12 protein-coding genes are annotated in these 16,802 nt (G+C 32.5%); 7 read left to right on the top strand and 5 right to left on the bottom strand.

Annotated elements, in window-relative coordinates; genetic code table 11:
- Window positions 1–5 precede the first annotated feature (5 nt).
- On the bottom strand, window positions 6–2,492 hold the full coding sequence (locus AAFU52_RS00600) for a M14 family metallopeptidase (protein ID WP_438424674.1): 2,487 nt from the start codon (window positions 2,490–2,492) through the stop codon (window positions 6–8).
- Between the two features lie 215 nt (window positions 2,493–2,707).
- Here AAFU52_RS00600 and bshC point away from each other — a divergent pair, with 215 nt between their 5' ends.
- Window positions 2,708–4,303 (top strand): bacillithiol biosynthesis cysteine-adding enzyme BshC, encoded by a 1,596-nt coding sequence (gene bshC, locus AAFU52_RS00595; protein ID WP_438424672.1) that lies wholly within the window; start codon window positions 2,708–2,710, stop codon window positions 4,301–4,303.
- 16 nt (window positions 4,304–4,319) lie between these two features.
- On the opposite strand, the gene AAFU52_RS00590 is transcribed toward bshC, so the two are convergent.
- Together AAFU52_RS00590 and AAFU52_RS00585 are read right to left on the bottom strand one after the other, a co-directional pair.
- On the bottom strand, window positions 4,320–6,197 hold the full coding sequence (locus AAFU52_RS00590) for a tetratricopeptide repeat protein (RefSeq protein ID WP_438424670.1): 1,878 nt from the start codon (window positions 6,195–6,197) through the stop codon (window positions 4,320–4,322).
- A gap of 585 nt (window positions 6,198–6,782) precedes the next feature.
- Window positions 6,783–7,109, bottom strand: coding sequence for a hypothetical protein (locus AAFU52_RS00585; RefSeq protein WP_438424668.1), 327 nt, complete (start codon window positions 7,107–7,109; stop codon window positions 6,783–6,785).
- 237 nt (window positions 7,110–7,346) lie between these two features.
- Between AAFU52_RS00585 and guaA the strand changes: the two genes are divergently transcribed.
- The 4 genes from guaA (at window position 7,347) to AAFU52_RS00565 (ending at window position 12,304) form a co-directional block, all read left to right on the top strand.
- Window positions 7,347–8,876 (top strand): glutamine-hydrolyzing GMP synthase, encoded by a 1,530-nt coding sequence (gene guaA, locus AAFU52_RS00580; protein ID WP_024771273.1) that lies wholly within the window; start codon window positions 7,347–7,349, stop codon window positions 8,874–8,876.
- 51 nt (window positions 8,877–8,927) lie between these two features.
- Window positions 8,928–11,093 (top strand): LysM peptidoglycan-binding domain-containing protein, encoded by a 2,166-nt coding sequence (locus tag AAFU52_RS00575; protein WP_024771272.1) that lies wholly within the window; start codon window positions 8,928–8,930, stop codon window positions 11,091–11,093.
- Window positions 11,094–11,522: 429 nt separating this feature from the next.
- Window positions 11,523–12,059: a DUF922 domain-containing protein gene (locus AAFU52_RS00570; RefSeq protein WP_024771271.1), complete on the top strand. Its 537-nt coding sequence runs from the start codon at window positions 11,523–11,525 to the stop codon at window positions 12,057–12,059.
- Window positions 12,060–12,079: 20 nt separating this feature from the next.
- Window positions 12,080–12,304, top strand: a complete 225-nt coding sequence (locus AAFU52_RS00565) for a DUF3820 family protein (protein WP_035092407.1) — start codon at window positions 12,080–12,082, stop codon at window positions 12,302–12,304.
- Here the strand turns inward: AAFU52_RS00565 and AAFU52_RS00560 are convergent, their stop codons facing one another.
- Window positions 12,305–12,817: an SRPBCC family protein gene (locus AAFU52_RS00560; RefSeq protein ID WP_438424664.1), complete on the bottom strand. Its 513-nt coding sequence runs from the start codon at window positions 12,815–12,817 to the stop codon at window positions 12,305–12,307.
- A 213-nt stretch (window positions 12,818–13,030) separates the two neighbouring features.
- On the opposite strand from AAFU52_RS00560, the gene AAFU52_RS00555 reads away from it, so the two are divergent.
- Window positions 13,031–14,596: an amidohydrolase family protein gene (locus tag AAFU52_RS00555; RefSeq protein WP_438424662.1), complete on the top strand. Its 1,566-nt coding sequence runs from the start codon at window positions 13,031–13,033 to the stop codon at window positions 14,594–14,596.
- A 79-nt stretch (window positions 14,597–14,675) separates the two neighbouring features.
- Here AAFU52_RS00555 and lysA read toward each other — a convergent pair whose 3' ends face one another.
- Entirely contained in the window at window positions 14,676–15,905 is a 1,230-nt protein-coding gene (lysA, locus tag AAFU52_RS00550; RefSeq protein WP_438424659.1) for a diaminopimelate decarboxylase, read from the bottom strand.
- Window positions 15,906–16,058: 153 nt separating this feature from the next.
- Between lysA and AAFU52_RS00545 the strand changes: the two genes are divergently transcribed.
- Complete coding sequence (locus AAFU52_RS00545; protein ID WP_051473792.1) at window positions 16,059–16,694, top strand: LON peptidase substrate-binding domain-containing protein; 636 nt, start codon at window positions 16,059–16,061, stop codon at window positions 16,692–16,694.
- The last annotated feature ends 108 nt before the right edge of the window (window positions 16,695–16,802 follow it).

Genomic DNA, 16,802 nt, shown 5'->3' with positions numbered 1-16,802 from the left:
TTAATTTAAATTCTAAATTTATTGTTATTAGCAAAAAAGATGGCATTCACAAAGAAGAGTTTTCCATTCTCCCAAAAAGATCTGAATAGTGGATTGTCTACCATATAGATAATACTTCCGTTACCTACTCTTGATTCACCAAAAACCAATGAGTTATTCAAGTTTTTTAAGGCATCTGAACCTGCAAATCCAGAAACACTTTGTGGTTTTTCTATATAAGCGATATTATATCCATTTTGAAGAAATTTATAAGAACTGCTTCCTAATTTTAAACTAAAATAAGTGTCATCATATCCAAAAGCCATTGGGTGTGAGGGGTCTACTTTGGTCTTGAAAATGCTTCCCGTAATAAAGTTTTTTACGCTTTTTCGTTCACGTTGATCATAAGGTGTAAGGTTACCAATAGAGTCTTTTTCTTTTTTATCAGCTTTATTTTTCTTAAGACTAAATCCTTTTTTATCGGCAAAGGTTCTTACAGCATTACCAATTGCGATTACTTTACCACCACTGCTTACCCATTCTTTCAATTTATCTAAAGCTCCTTTATCCAGATAGCTGTTGTAATATCCATTTGGCATAACTAATACATCATATTTGGTAAGGTCAACATTCTTAAAATAATCTGTATCAATTGAGGTAATAGGAAATTTAAGTTGTTGTTCGAAAAAATACCAAATCTCTCCATAGCTTAAAGAAGAGGTGTATCTACCTTTTAACACGGCAATGCGTTGGTTGTTGATGAGTTTTACATCTGGAGAACCAAAATCTACCCCTTTACTAGAAAAACTAGTAGGAGCAGTATATAGTTTTCGATGATGAGTATTGGCAATATCAATAACCATTTTATCGTAATTAGTGGTTTTACGATTATCACTTTTGGTGATAATAAGACTTCCTTTTTTGAAATTCTCTGCACCATTGCTAAAATCTTTTTCACTAAAACGTACTCTAATATTATGACGTAATAAGTCTGCCATAAAAGCAGCGTCATCTATACTATTCCATTTCGCGATATATCCTGGTCCAGATGAATTGGCAACGTTATTTATAGTATTAGGTTTCTTATTTCCGTTAGCAGGAATCAATGTAGTCGAAGCAATGGCATTTAATCCGTAAGCATGCGGTACACTCCATGCTGTAATATCATAAGTCAATGGATCATTTAGCTTGGCGTTTGGCTCAAAAAGTACTTTTACCATTTTACCTTTGGGTTGATTAGTACTAACCACGAGTGCTCCGTTAGCATTAATACTCCCTTGCTTATTTTCTTTAAAATTGAATCCCGAAATTTTTGCAGTATTTGTATACCCATATTTGATATCGTGAGTTTCCAGCAATTTTACTAATGCATTGATCTTATCGGCTTCTCCATTTAATACATAGCTTTTATATTTAAGCCCAGTGGTATTAAAGAATTTCTTAAACTCAGTATTTAGTTTTGTAGCTTGATTAGATGAGATTTCGACTGTTGATAATCCGGTTGTGGTGTGGTGTAACGCACGATCTTTTAGCGTTAATACATAACCTTCGTCGGTTTGGATACCTAAACCTGCACGTCCATGCCCGGCTTGCTCATATGTCATTCCTATCGCTCCCATAAAAGTAGGGTAGGTGTCTCCATAACTAGGGTATAGTAAATCAAAACGTTCTCTGGTAAAAAACAACCATCCTTCTGCATCAAAATATCGAGCATGATTCTTACCGATTTGAGTTTGAAAATCTCTTTGCCATGGCGTAATAATCTCATGAAAGGGTTCTGCGGCAGGCGCAAAATAATAAGGTTCATTAATCCCTTGTTCATGAAAATCCACATGAATATGCGGCATCCATGTATTGTATGCTTTTATACGTTGTCTTGATTCTACTTGTGTTGCCCATGCCCAGTCACGGTTAAGATCAAATAAATAATGATTTGGTCTTCCACCCGGCCATGGTTCATTATGTTCTGTTGCGGTTTGATCCGTGTTATAAGGTGTTGCTTTTATCTGGTTGTACCAGTTTACATACCTGTCACGACCATCAGGATTTATACAAGGATCTATAATAACTACAGTATTTTTTAACCATGCGGTTTTCTTAGTGATTAACTCATAGATAGTTTGCATGGCAGATTCTGTACTAGAAGCTTCATTACCGTGTACATTATAACTTAACCAAACAATTGCAACTTCTGGATTAGCTGTACCTTCTGCAATACCAATATTTTTTAGATTGTTTAATCTTATGTTTTCTATGTTGTTTAGATTTTCTTCAGAAGAAACAATAGCATAAGTCAACGGTCTACGTTCATTTGTTTTTCCATAGGTATAATAGCTTACCATATTAGAATGGCCGGCAACATGATTAAAATAATTTACAACATCTGCATGACGTGTAAATTGGTCACCTATTTCATAGCCCAAAAATTCGGCAGGAGATTGTAATTTGTTTTGAGAATAGGTTAAGCATGTCGTTATAGTTACGACAAAGAGTGTGATGATTAGTTTTTTCATTGATCGGTGAATTCTTTTAAAAGGGTAAAATACCGAGTTAAATCTAGGATTTAATCGGTATTAACTAAAATTTAGGATTTGAAATAGAGAATATTGATAAATTTTAATATTTATATAAAGACTTATAGATGAATTCTTTCAAACTATTAAAAAAAATATAAAAAAGCAGATGAGATCACAATCCGCCGTATATTTATCGACCAAAAAGTTTGCTTATGCTTAGTGACTGTATTCCGTTTAGCGATACGAATTACTTTTCTTCTCTTATTTGTGACTATTTAGATCAAAAATCTGAATTACAACCTTTTTATAATCGGTTTCCAAAATTAGAAAACTTCAAAGACCAAATTGAAGAAAAACAACACTCTTTTTCTAATGAGCATAGAAAAGTATTGGTACAAGCTTTACGTAAACAATATATAGGTGTCGTTCCTTCAGATCTCACCAATCAAAATATAGAATCATTAGATAAACCTACCACATTTACTGTGGTTACAGGACATCAACTGAATCTTTTTACAGGGCCATTATACTTTTTATATAAAATCATTTCTACCATTAATCTTACTAAAAATTTAAAAGAGAGACATCCAGAATATGATTTTGTACCTATATACTGGATGGCAACAGAAGATCATGATTTTGAAGAGATTAATTACTTTAATCTTTTTGGGAAAAAGGTACAATGGAATCGTAACGATGGAGGACCGGTAGGGGTTTTTGATACCGAAGGATTAGATAAAGTTTTTGAGATTTTTTCTTCGGAAATTGGATCAGGACGAAATGCAGAATACCTTAAAACCTTATTTAAGGAAGCATATTTACAACATAATAACCTTGCCGAAGCAACCCGATATCTGGCTAATGAATTGTTTGGTGAGTATGGTCTGGTTATTATAGATGGGGATGACCGGGAATTAAAGAAGCTTTTTATACCGTTTGTTGAAAAAGAATTAATAGATCAGATTGCATATACTAAGGTAATACCAAAAGCAGAAAAACTAGAAGTACAAGGGTATAAAGTACAGGTAAACCCAAGAGAAATTAATTTGTTTTACCTGGCAGATAGATTACGCGAACGAATTATTGAAAAAGAAGAAAGATACTTCGTGAACGAAACCGATATCTCCTGGAGCAAGAGTGAGATATTAAAAGAACTTTCTGAGTTTCCAGAAAGATTTAGCCCTAATGTAATGATGCGACCTTTGTATCAGGAAGTGATTTTACCTAATCTTTGTTATATAGGTGGAGGAGGAGAATTAGCGTATTGGTTAGAGTTAAAAGACTATTTTGAAACTGTAGATATTCCTTTTCCTATGTTGTTACTTCGTAACTCTGTGCTGATTCAAACTAAAAAACAAGCCGAGAAAATCGAAAAACTCAATGTTTCTGATACAGAATTGTTTTTGAAACAACATGAGTTGATTAACCGTAAAGTTCGTCGAGTATCAAACATAGATATTAATTTTGATCCGCAGCGCAAACATTTGAAAGAGCAGTTTGAGGAAATGTATAAGTTGGCAGAGCAAACGGATGTAACTTTTAATAATGCAGTAAAAGCACAAGAAATAAAACAACTTAAAGGATTAGATGTTTTAGAAAAACGATTGTTGAAAGCACAAAGACGCAAATTAAGTGATCATGTAAAACGTTTAACAACACTGCAAAATGAACTTTTTCCTAATCAAAGTTTGCAAGAACGTAACAAGAACTTTACAGAATTGTATCTGGAGTATGGTTCTGATTTAATTCCAACATTGATGAAGTATTTAGAACCTTTAAAAGGAGAGTTCTTGATTTTAAAAGAATAAAGTATAGCCTCTATTTTTATAAGTTTAAAATCAAATCTTGTAAAGAGCAGTCTGGTGATAGGTCTAGTTTTTTTCGAAGCCTGTAGCGTGCTTTTTTTACTCCTTCTTGTGAGATGTTGAGAATACTGCCAATTTCTTTAGAAGACAAATTCATCTTAAGAAGTGCTAAAAATCGTAATTCATTTGTAGTTACATGAGAGTATTTTTTTTTAATTCTGCAATAAAACCCTTTGTGAACTTGTTCAAAGTATTTTCTAAAATTCTCCCAGTTTTCATCATCTCTAAGATCAAAGTTAATGGTTTGTATAAGTTTTTGATAGTTGTATTGAGCATTTTTAGACTCGGAATGCTTAATAAGTTTTACTTCATTTCTTAAATTTTCCAGGACTTTATTCTTTTTTGCAATATGTAAAGCATAAGTAGTCAATTCATTTTTTTTATAATTCAATTCTGAATTTAGTTTTTCTTTTTCCAAAATTGAACGTTTTATTTTTAGCCTGAAAACATAAAACCCTAAACTAAAAATAATCATGAGTAATCCAAACCCGATAACTAAAAGTGCTCGCTGTAAACTACTCATCTTGGCTTTTTGTTCGAGCAATTCAATTTCAGTATTTTTCATTGTGATTTGGCGCTCTTTTTTCTCGGTTTCAAAAATGATTTGTAGTTCACCTACACGCTTCTCATTTTCTAAAACGTATAAAGAATCTTTTAATCGCTCATAATTTTTATAAAACTGCAATGCTTGTGTACTTTTTCCCTCCTGCTCTGCAATATTAGATAAGGTATGATTGATTTCTTTTTCTCTTTTCAAGTCTTTGATTGTTTTATTAATAGCAATCGCTTTTGAGACGTAATGTTTTGCCAGATCTATTTTTTTTGTTTTTAAATAGGTTTTTGCAATGGCATTATATGTAGATAATTTTTGTTTGTTATTTCTTGTGGTTGGGTAATTCGACAATGCTTTTTCATAGTATTGCATAGCAGTGTTATATTCTTCTTTTTCATAATACGTATCTCCTATTATGGATTGGTTAAGTGCGATAGCTTTTTTGTTTCCTATTGCCTTTCTATAATCCAGTGCTCTTTGCAAATAATCCAGTGCCTTAGAGTATTTTTTTAAGCCTTTATAACAATTGCCTGTATTTTGTAAAATTGATGCTATAAATTGCTTGTTTCCCTCTTTTTCTATTTTAGGTAATCCTTCATTTAGATATTTTAATGCCTCTTTATACTTATGTTGGTTTATCAATATATAACTAATATGATAGTATCCACGACCTACTCCTACGGGGTTATTAATTTTTTCATAAAGTTGTATTGCTTTTAAAAAATACTCGATGGCTTTTGGTCGATGCCTCATCAGGTTATATGAAACACCTATGTTTTCTGTAGATTTAGCAAAAGCAAGAGAATCATTTTTAGATTTAAAAATCTCACCAGATTCTTGAAAACTTTGTATCGCTTCATGATAATTTCCTTGAAGATTTTGAATGGCTCCAATCTGATGTAAAGCAGAAGCCTGACCCCATTGATGCATTATTTCTGTGTTAATAGCTAATGCTTTTTTAAAATATACTAGTGCAGAATCTAGTTCTTTTTGGTAATAGTATACCACTCCCATGCAGTTATATGCACCGGCAATACCTCTTGGTTTTTGGATCCGCTTAGCAATTATAAGTGCCCTGTTGATATAAATTTCAGCTTGTTTTGGATCAGAAACTGCATATTGAATACCAAGGTCATTATAGGCCAGTATTTGTGTAGTATCGGCAGTTTTTTTGTTGGAGACCAATAGAGTCAAACTATCTATGACTTTTTTGTTTTGAGACCAAACTGTATTACTAAAAAGCAAAAAAGTTAAAAGCAGGTAGGTGGGATAAAGGGGTTTCATTAAAAAATGATTTAGCAATTAAAAGTAACGCTTTGATTTAATTTTTTTTTAAAATTTAGTGTTTAGATAGACAGATGTTGGATTATTTTTGATTTGTGTAATACATATGTTGTTTTGAAAAAGTTGGTTATCTAGAAACTAGTTTTATCTTTTAAATTTATTACTAAGGAGTAAAAGATAAAAAAAAGGTAGGGGGACAAAAGGGGGACATGCCTTGTAAGATTAATAAAATGAAGACAGAATCTTAGGGTAATTTTTTTTCGTGCTGAAGTTTAGGTGTAATCCGTTAAACTTTACATGAAAATAAGATTGACTTTTTTGAAATATTTTAAAGAAATATTTTTGATGTTGACAAAATGTTTGAATTTATTAAATCCAGTTTATACATTAAAACTTCGTTATAAAAGTTTTAATTATTACAAAACATGACGAAATGATGTGTTTTACTGTAGCTGAAAACTGAAGTGGTTTTTTTAGTCTATAAAGTAAAGTGTTATTGATTCTGAAATAATAAGCAATGTATGTAGAATCTTTTGTCTAATTTGGAAGGTGTGCCGTAAATACTTCACAACTTTATACAGCGAATTACACAAGCTCTCTTTTTATCCAATTTGGATCTTTAATCCATTTAGTACTTTTGATCCAACTACCCTGAGCCTCATTTTTCTTTTTATATGGATCAGTATGTTCTTTAATGAAATCTAAAATGGACATTGTAAGAACCTCGTTCTTTTTTTCTAATGCAGTGCTGTAAAACGTATTTTGATCCATCATGGTATCAGGGATTTTTGTAATCATACTCGATATATGCTGATCAAAGATTTTTATACTATACTCAGTATCGTTGGCAAAACATCTTGTGTTAGAAAAAAGAATGATTATTATGGCAAGTTTCAAAGTAAAGTTATTCATCGTATTGGAGGTTAGAAGGTTTCTGATGTAAATTTAAAATTATTGTGTCATTTGCAATGATTGTTATCGACGAAATGCATTTAAATATCGACGAACGGTTAATTGGTTTAGGTAGAAGGTTTTTGGTAATAGCTTGTTTTATAAGAATAATGATGCCTAAAAACTTAGATAGTAAATAATATTGAAAATTATTCCTTTTAGGATTTCGAGGGTTGTAATTTAATTTTATTTTTGCCTATGCAAAACAACGTACTTATTTTAGATTTCGGATCGCAATATACTCAGCTAATAGCACGACGAGTTAGAGAGTTAAACATATATTGTGAGATACACCCTTATAATAACTTACCCGAGAATATATCAGACTTTAAGGCGGTAATCCTTTCTGGTTCTCCTTTCTCTGTTAGAGGGGAAGATGCTCCTCATCCTGATTTATCAGCAATTCGGGGTAACAAGCCACTTTTGGCTGTTTGCTATGGTGCTCAGTACCTGGCTCATTTTAGCGGAGGAGAAGTTGCTCCATCAAATACGCGAGAGTATGGTAGGGCTAATTTATCATTTGTACAAGAAGGAGAGCAGTTTTTTGAAAATATTACTAAAGGCTCTCAGGTATGGATGAGTCATAGTGATACTATAAAAAAACTTCCTACAGGAGCTGTTAAATTAGCAAGTACTGGTGATGTAGAAAATGCAGCATATAGGATAGAAAACGAGCAAACTTATGCTATTCAATTTCACCCAGAAGTGTATCACTCTACTGATGGGAAAAAATTATTAGAAAATTTCTTGATCAAAATAGCAGATGTTCAACCCGATTGGACACCTGATTCTTTTGTGGATTCTACAGTAGCAGAGCTTAAGGATAAAATAGGTAATGATAAAGTAGTATTAGGTTTAAGTGGAGGTGTAGATTCTACAGTAGCGGCAGTATTATTACATAAGGCTATTGGTGAAAACTTGCATTGTATCTTTGTTAATAACGGGTTGTTACGTAAAAATGAGTTCTCTGCGGTATTAAAACAGTATGAAGGAATGGGACTTAATGTTAAAGGCGTTGATGCTTCGGCACGTTTTTTGGATGCTTTGGCTGGAGAAAGCGACCCTGAAGGAAAACGAAAAATTATAGGAAAGATTTTTATAGAAGTATTCGATGATGAAGCTCATAAAATAGAAGATGCAAAATGGTTGGGACAAGGAACAATTTATCCAGATGTAATAGAATCTATATCTGTAAATGGCCCATCTGCTACGATCAAATCACATCATAATGTTGGTGGACTGCCGGATTACATGAAATTGAAAGTCGTAGAGCCATTGCGTATGTTGTTTAAAGATGAGGTGCGTAGAGTAGGAGCATCGATGGAGCTCGATCCAGAATTGTTAGGAAGACACCCTTTTCCTGGTCCTGGATTAGCAATTAGAATATTAGGAGATATTACAACAGAGAAAGTTGCTATCTTGCAAGAAGTAGATGCTATCTTTATTAATGGATTAAAAGAAGATGGTCTTTATAACAAAGTTTGGCAGGCAGGGGCTATTTTATTGCCTGTGCAAAGTGTGGGAGTAATGGGAGATGAGCGTACTTATGAAAATTGTGTGGCATTAAGAGCTGTAGAAAGTACAGATGGGATGACGGCAGATTGGGTAAATCTACCGTATGAATTTCTACAAAAAACTTCTAATGCAATAATAAACAGGGTAAAAGGCGTTAATAGAGTAGTATATGATATTAGTTCTAAGCCTCCGGCGACTATAGAATGGGAATAGAAATATATTAAATTAAAAGTTAGGGAATTAAAAAACAAATCGGATAAATACATGAAAAAGTTTTTATTGATATTTCTGTTGTTGATAGTATCAGGTTCAACTTTTGCACAGCAATATAAAAGTCATACCGTTGCAAAAGGAGAAAATGTATACAGAATAGCTAAACGTTATAATACAACTCCAGAAGCAATATATAGAATAAATCCAACTGCAAAAAATGGAATTAGCGAAGGAGAAATTTTAGCTATCCCAATAGTAGATGATCAGGAATATAATACTCATGTTGTAGAAAAAGATGATACTGTATACAGTCTGTCTAAAAAATATAATATAAGTATAGAAACTATTTACTTGCTTAATCCAGAAGCAGATAAAGGTATTAATATAGGGCAAATACTAAATGTAGGTAAAATTGTAAAAAAGGATCCTACCTCTATTGATGCGATTTCAGAAAAAGGAAAAGATACTGTGCTTGATAGTTTGAAAGTTATCCCTAAAGAGCGAAAAATTGTTCGGTTTATTACTCATAAAGTTAAAAGAAAAGAAACGTTATATGGTATAGCAAAGAAGTATGAAGTTACGGTTGAGGATATAAAAAAGAATAATAAACGGTTATATTCTGAACAGATAAGAAAGAAAGATAAAATAAGGATACCAGTATATGAAGAAGAGACTTCAACTGTTGAAACAATTAAGGATCCAACCAATTCTAGATTATCTGCCACAACCAGATATACAATAAAACCAAAAGATACTAAATACAATATTGCAAGAAGACACGGAATTACGATAGCAGAGTTAGAACAGCTCAATCCTAACATGAATCCTAGTTTTCCTATCGGAATGCAAATTACAGTACCTACGACTATTTTTGTCTCTCTAAAAGATTCAATTCAACCAGGATTTGAGTTGTATGAAGTAAAACCTAAAGAGACTGTTTTTAGAATTTTACAACGTACAGGTATTTCTGCTGATTCTTTGTTTAAAATGAATCCTTACTTAAGAGATGGGCTTAAAGCGGGTATGGTTATTACAATTCCTAAAGACACATTAAGCGCAGTTACAGACTTAGGCGTGACCAAAGGGAAATATATAGACCTAAGTAAAAACCTTTATAATTTCTCTCCTAAAAAAGTAGCTATAATGTTACCTTTTAGTTTAGATACGTTAAACTTTGATGCTAGAAAAGATACCGAAGAATTTCTTAAAAGCAAACAAAGTCTTAGAATAGCATTAGATCTTTATAGCGGAGTGTTGATTGCTGTAGATTCAGCTAGGACAAGAGGGATTACTACAGAGCTTAATGTTTTTGATACTCAGAAAAGTAATAATGAAGAGTATATTAAAAAGCTAATGGCAGAAAATGATTTTAACGAAACAGATGTGGTGATTGGACCATTATATCAAACTAATTTAGAAATAGTAGCTTCAGAACTTAAAAAGTACAATACACCTGTTTTTTCACCTGCATCAAGAAAAGAATCAAGCTTGTATGACAATTTCTTTCAAACCCGTCCAACTAATGTAATACTTCAGGATAAAATAATATCGTTTGTAGAAAAAGATTCGATCGATAAGAATATTATTATTATAGTACAACAGGGGGCAAAATATGAGCAAATTAAAGAGAAGCTAGTCGCTAAATTCCCTAAAGCTAAAATTGCTAAAATTGAAGAAGGTAATTACCTTTATGAAGTTAGGCTGAATAAAGTTTTGGATAAGAATAAACCTAATTGGGTTTTTCTGGAATCAAATGATGTAGCAATGATAAGTAATGTTATTCCTTTACTTAATGCCAAAGCAGAGAGCCATAAAATAACATTGTTTACTACAGATAAAAATAATGCATTTAATAATGATAATATTAAAAATGAACACTTATCAAAGTTACATATGCATTATCCATCGGTAGATAAGGAGTTTGATAGTAAAGAAATAGAAGAAGGTGAAGAAATAACTCCATTTGTTAAACGATATAAGAAAGAATACGGTATCGATCCTAATAATTGGGCTATACGTGGTTTTGATATAGCATATGATATTTTGATGCGGCTAGGAACCGCTGATGACCTATATCACTCTGCTTCTTATGAAGGAACAACAGAGTATGTTGAGAATAAATTTAGTTATTCTAAGAAACTTTTAGGTGGATACCATAATAATGCGGCATATTTGATTAAGTTTGATGATGAGCTAAAATTAACTCTGGTTGAATAATTTTTGTTAGTTTTGGAATCTTGAGACTCAATCTGAAAAATTAGTTTTTAAAGAAAAATAAAGTATACTAGTATTATTTGGGGAATATTTTTAATATTAAATTAAAAATACATTTTGATATATAAAAAGAGGATTTTTTATATATCTTTGATACTGTATCTGTTATCTTTTTTGTTGTTATTGTTTTGTGAAATGAAGATTTCTTGGCATTATAATTGATTAGATTGGAATATTAAGGAAAACAAAGGAAAAATAAATCGAAATTAGATTCTAGAAATTATGTATTTTTTAAAAATACGTGTATATTTAGAACTAAAAAATAATGCTATTTTACAGAGAGCAAACAATATTTGCCCCATATTGTGTTCCCCTGGCGTCTCTGAAATAGATGAAAATATAACTTTTATCTGGGCATAATTGTTTGCAATTATGAGTAAGTGCTTTACTATTATTTTAATTTTATTTTTTACCAGTAATAATGGTTATGTTGGGAAATTCTCGTACGCAGAAAGAAGCGAATTAGACTGGTCAGATTTTAGAGGAAAGCCTAATTTGAATAGTAATTATGACGCTAGTGTAAATACGGGAATAACCTATCAATGGTCTTATGGTAAAGATAAAGGAGAAATTGAATTAAATTATCAGGTAGATAGCTTTTGTTATCCATCTTTATCTTGGGTTAAGAGAGGGCAGATGTCGTTAGCTCTTCTTTCTCATGAGCAATTGCACTTTGATATTTCAGAATTACATGCCCGAATAATGAGAAAGAGACTTAAAGAATATAGTGCGGGTAAAAACATAAGAAGAGACCTTAATAAAATGTATAAGCTGGTGGAGAGGATGAGAATAAATATGCAAGAGAGATATGATGAAGAAACGGATCATTCTAGAAATAAAGAGGCTCAAAAAAAATGGGAAAGAAAGGTAGAGACATTAATGTGGTATTACCGAGATTTCACTGAATAATTGTTCTTATAACCAACCTCATGGAAATCCAACTCCAAAAGGATTTTTTAATCAAATTAGCACATACCAAAATGCCATTTGGCAAGTATAAAGACAGATACCTTATTGATCTTCCAGAGTATTATGTTGTATGGTATCACAACAAAGGTTTTCCCAAAGGATTACTGGGACAACAATTGCAAACAGTTTATGAATTAAAACTTAACGGATTAGAGTATTTAATTAGAAATATTAAAAATTTGTAATCACATATTTACAAACTCATATCCAGAAAGCTCATTCTCCTGTAGACTTATTTCAGTTTCATTTAGTAAAATACCATGCTCCACAAAAGCTTTTAGATTGGCAAGCCAAAATGTCCAGCCATTACTGCATCCATAATGTATTTGTAATTTGCTTTTGTCGTCTACAGGTATATCAAATTGTGATAAAATCACCATAGTCACATTATTTTTCTTTTCTAGCTTTACAGAGACTTTTGAATTGCTAAAGCTAATTTCTATATAATTATCTCCATTAGCTTCTAGTACTTCTCCTTTTTCTTTTTCGTCCCAATTATGCCATTGCCAGGTGTACGTGTCCCCTTTTTGAATATGCTCCGATGGCTCTCTGATTTGTCCATCAATGGTGCTGTATTCAGCTTGTTTCAAAAACCAGGAAGTGATGCCTTTTGGAGTGGCCCATAAATCATATAGTTCTTCAATAGATTTATGGATATAAATTTTTTTGGTAAACGAATTCCATTGTAACTTTTCCATGATTAAAATGATTTTAGTGGTGTATTAAAGATAATGAATATTATAATTGTTGTATTTCGCTTTAATAAAGAGACATAGAGGTGTTAAATTCTTCATAGAGATTATTCAGTTTTATTTTGAATTGAGTAAGTTTAATCACAATTATTGATAGCGTATTTTCTAATTTGTAAAGAAAGGCGCTCTTTTTTTCTTGTTTTATACAAATCTTTTAAAATGAAAATCACAAAACACATACTCCTTCTCCTTGCTGTATTTTTTATATCACAATCCAATGCACAAGAACTTAAAGAAGGACCTTTCTCTCAACTAATCATTAGAGGGGTAACACTAATTAATGGTAATGGTGCCCCTCCAAGAGGGCCAGTCGATATTGTTATAGAAAAAAATATAATTAAAAACATTGTTGTTGTTGGATATCCGGGTATGCCTATCAATGCTACAAAACGTCCAGTATTAAAACCAGGAGGTAAGGAGCTTAATGCAGAGGGGATGTATGTGTTGCCTGGCTTTGTAGACATGCATGGACATATTGGCGGAGTAGCACAAGGAGCAGATGCTGATTATGTCTTTAAATTGTGGATGGCACATGGTGTAACCACGGTTAGAGAACCTAGTGGAAGAGGTGTAGATTGGACAATGAAATTAAAAAAAGCAAGCGATAAAAATGAAATTATTGCCCCTCGTATTTTTGCATATACAGGATTTGGACAAGGTAGTGCATCACCAATAAGCACTCCTGAGATGGCAAGAAAATGGGTTCAGGAAAATGCCAAGAAAGGAGCAGATGGGATAAAATTCTTTGGAGCAGCTCCAGAAATTATGACCGCAGCATTAGATGAAAACAAAAAACTAGGACTGCGTTCTGCTTGTCATCATTCTCAAACCGATGTGGCTCGATGGAATGTCTTAAATTCTGCAAAAGCAGGACTTACTTCTATGGAGCATTGGTATGGATTACCAGAAGCGTTGTTTGAAGATAAAACCGTTCAGCATTACCCTTTGGATTATAATTATCAAAATGAGCAACATCGATTTGAGGAAGCAGGTAAATTATGGAAACAAGCAGCAAAACCCTATTCAGATCATTGGAATAAGGTAATGAATGAGTTAATAGAGCTTGATTTTACACTGGATCCAACGTTTAATATTTATGAAGCGAGTAGAGATTTGCAAAGAGCCCGTAGAGCAGAATGGCATGAGACTTATACATTACCTTCGTTATGGAGATTTTATCAACCCAGTAAGATCTCACATGGCTCGTATTGGCATGATTGGGGAACAGAACAAGAAGTGGTTTGGAGAGAAAATTACCGCCTGTGGATGACCTTTATTAATGAGTATAAAAATAGAGGAGGGCGTGTTACTGTAGGATCAGATTCTGGATTTATATTTCAACTATATGGGTTTGCGTACATACGAGAATTAGAATTGTTTCGAGAAGCTGGTTTTCATCCTCTCGAAATAATTAGAGCAGCTACATTAAGTGGAGCAGAAGCTTTAGGAGTGTCAGACAAAATTGGTTCTGTCGAAGTAGGTAAACTAGCAGATTTTGTGATAGTAGAAGAAAATCCACTTCAAAACTTTAAAGTGCTTTATGGAACAGGAGCCATTCGATTAACAGATGATAACAAAGTTATTCGGGCAGGAGGAGTTAGTTATACCATTAAAGATGGGGTGATTTATGATGCAAAAGCACTTCTTGCTGATGTGAAAAGAATGGTGGATGAAGCAAAAGAAAAAGAAAAGTTTACTATTTTACAACCTGGGATAAAAGAATAAACTTTTGACAATATTTACAATGCAAAAAAAAGCGTCAGATTTTTTATCTGACGCTTTATAAATATATATAAGTGTTATATTATGTCGTTTCAGCAACTTTAGAAAAGATATCTACGTCCACCTGGTTTTTCGTAAGATCTTCAAATGTTTCACGCTTACGAATCAAATGAGCTTTCCCTTCATGCCATAATACTTCTGCGGGGCGATAACGAGAATTGTAATTGCTAGACATAGAAAAACAGTAAGCACCTGCGTTTTTAAAAGCAATAGTATCTCCTTCGTTAATTTCAGAAATCCTTCTGTTTGTGGCAAAAGTATCTGTTTCGCAAATATATCCAACTACCGAGTAAAACCGTTCTTTTCCTTTTGGATTAGAAATATTAATAATCTCATGATGTGAATTGTAGAACATAGGTCGAATTAAGTGATTAAAACCACTATCAATTCCAGCAAAAACAGTAGATGTAGTCTGTTTGATTACATTTACTTTGGCTAAAAAGTATCCTGATTCACTTACGAGAAATTTACCAGGTTCAAAACCTAGAGTTAGCTCTTTACCGTATTCTTTGCAAAAAGTATTAAAACGTTTAGTCATTTTACTGCCAAACTCCTCAATGTTAGTTTCAATATCCCCCAGTTTGTAAGGTACTTTAAACCCACTACCAAAATCAATAAAATCAAGATTTTTGAAATTCATTGCAGTTTCAAAAAGTATTTCACAAGCACGTAGAAACACTTCAATATCCAGAATATCACTACCTGTATGCATGTGTATTCCATTAATACGCATTCCTGTGTTTTCTACAATCCTAAGGATATGTGGAATTTGATGAATTGATATTCCAAATTTACTATCAATATGTCCTACCGATATTTTGCTGTTACCTCCTGCCATTACATGCGGATTCATACGGATGCATACTGGAACATTAGGGTGTTTTGTGCCAAATTGCTCCAGAATAGAAAGGTTGTCAATATTTATTTGTACACCTAAGGCAGAAACTTCCTCAATTTCTTCAAGAGAAACTCCGTTAGGAGTAAAAACAATATTACTTGGTTTGACACCCGCCTTTAATCCTAATTCTACTTCTTGAGCAGAAACAGTATCTAGCCCAGCTCCTAATGAATTCATCAACTTTAAAACAGCAATATTAGACAGTGCCTTGACTGCATAATTAAGTTTTAACCGTTTGACTTTTTTAAAAGCGTCAGAAAGACGGTCGTACTGTGAGATAATTTTTGAGGAGTCATATACATAAACCGGACTCCCAAACTCATTTGCAATTGCTAATAAATTTTCATTTTCCATTGTGTCACAAATTTAAGCCTACGAAATTATCAATAAAATTAGAGATATCTACGTCTTAAAAAGAAAAAATCTAATGCATAAGAAAAATTAAGATTTTTAACTTGTGTTTAAGGGATATAAACAGTGTTAATTAGTACATTTAATAAAAAAATCATGCTACCTCTTTTTCCATTACAAACCGTTGTTTATCCCGAAGAGCGATTGCCTTTGCATATTTTTGAAAAAAGGTATCAACAATTGATTAATGACTGTGAAGAAGAAGGGGTTTTGTTTGGGGTGCCTACCTATATTGACGAAAAATTAGAGTATGGTACCGAAGTAAAGCTTCAAAAGGTAGCTCAAAAATACCCGGGAGGAGAGAGTGATATTATATGTCAGGGAACAAGAATTTTTAGAATCAAAAACTTTTATCAGCAATTTCCTGGTAAACTATACGCCGGAGGAGAGGTAGAGTTTCTTAAGGATGATGATAGTAGTGAAGAAGAATTGCAAGAAGAGTTACTCAAAAATATTGCTATTCTGTATGTAGAATTAACAATAGATAATCCACCTGTATTTGATATTCCTTTTGTTAGTTATCAGGTAGCGCATAAAATAGGATTGGCTTTACGTCAGGAATATCATTTGTTGAAACTTCGTAATGAGGTTGAAAGATTAAAGTATCTGATTAGTCATCTAAAAAAGACAATTCCTGTAGTGAGAGAGATGAATAATGCTAAAAAGGCGATCAAAATGAATGGGCATTTTAAAAACTTTGACCCTTTGGATTTTGAGGATTTTAAATTGTAATGAGTTAAGAGGCAATCTTTACCTGTATTAACGTGATTTTTTGATTGTTTATAGAATTAAAAACGACTGGTTTTTTTTACTATAAAAAGATTGGCACAATAACTTCAC

Origin of the sequence: Aquimarina macrocephali, assembly GCF_051627225.1 — a bacterium.
GTDB classification, from domain to species: domain Bacteria; phylum Bacteroidota; class Bacteroidia; order Flavobacteriales; family Flavobacteriaceae; genus Aquimarina; species Aquimarina macrocephali.
Note: the sequence above shows the minus strand (reverse complement) of the source record. Positions and strands in the feature narration are given on the sequence as shown.

Coding starts and splice junctions, on each gene's coding strand:
- AAFU52_RS00600 (WP_438424674.1), bottom strand. CDS start 2,492: ATGAAAAAACTAATCATCACACTCTTTGTCGTAACTATAACGACATGC.
- bshC (WP_438424672.1), top strand. CDS start 2,708: ATGCTTAGTGACTGTATTCCGTTTAGCGATACGAATTACTTTTCTTCT.
- AAFU52_RS00590 (WP_438424670.1), bottom strand. CDS start 6,197: ATGAAACCCCTTTATCCCACCTACCTGCTTTTAACTTTTTTGCTTTTT.
- AAFU52_RS00585 (WP_438424668.1), bottom strand. CDS start 7,109: ATGAATAACTTTACTTTGAAACTTGCCATAATAATCATTCTTTTTTCT.
- guaA (WP_024771273.1), top strand. CDS start 7,347: ATGCAAAACAACGTACTTATTTTAGATTTCGGATCGCAATATACTCAG.
- AAFU52_RS00575 (WP_024771272.1), top strand. CDS start 8,928: ATGAAAAAGTTTTTATTGATATTTCTGTTGTTGATAGTATCAGGTTCA.
- AAFU52_RS00570 (WP_024771271.1), top strand. CDS start 11,523: ATGAGTAAGTGCTTTACTATTATTTTAATTTTATTTTTTACCAGTAAT.
- AAFU52_RS00565 (WP_035092407.1), top strand. CDS start 12,080: ATGGAAATCCAACTCCAAAAGGATTTTTTAATCAAATTAGCACATACC.
- AAFU52_RS00560 (WP_438424664.1), bottom strand. CDS start 12,817: ATGGAAAAGTTACAATGGAATTCGTTTACCAAAAAAATTTATATCCAT.
- AAFU52_RS00555 (WP_438424662.1), top strand. CDS start 13,031: ATGAAAATCACAAAACACATACTCCTTCTCCTTGCTGTATTTTTTATA.
- lysA (WP_438424659.1), bottom strand. CDS start 15,905: ATGGAAAATGAAAATTTATTAGCAATTGCAAATGAGTTTGGGAGTCCG.
- AAFU52_RS00545 (WP_051473792.1), top strand. CDS start 16,059: ATGCTACCTCTTTTTCCATTACAAACCGTTGTTTATCCCGAAGAGCGA.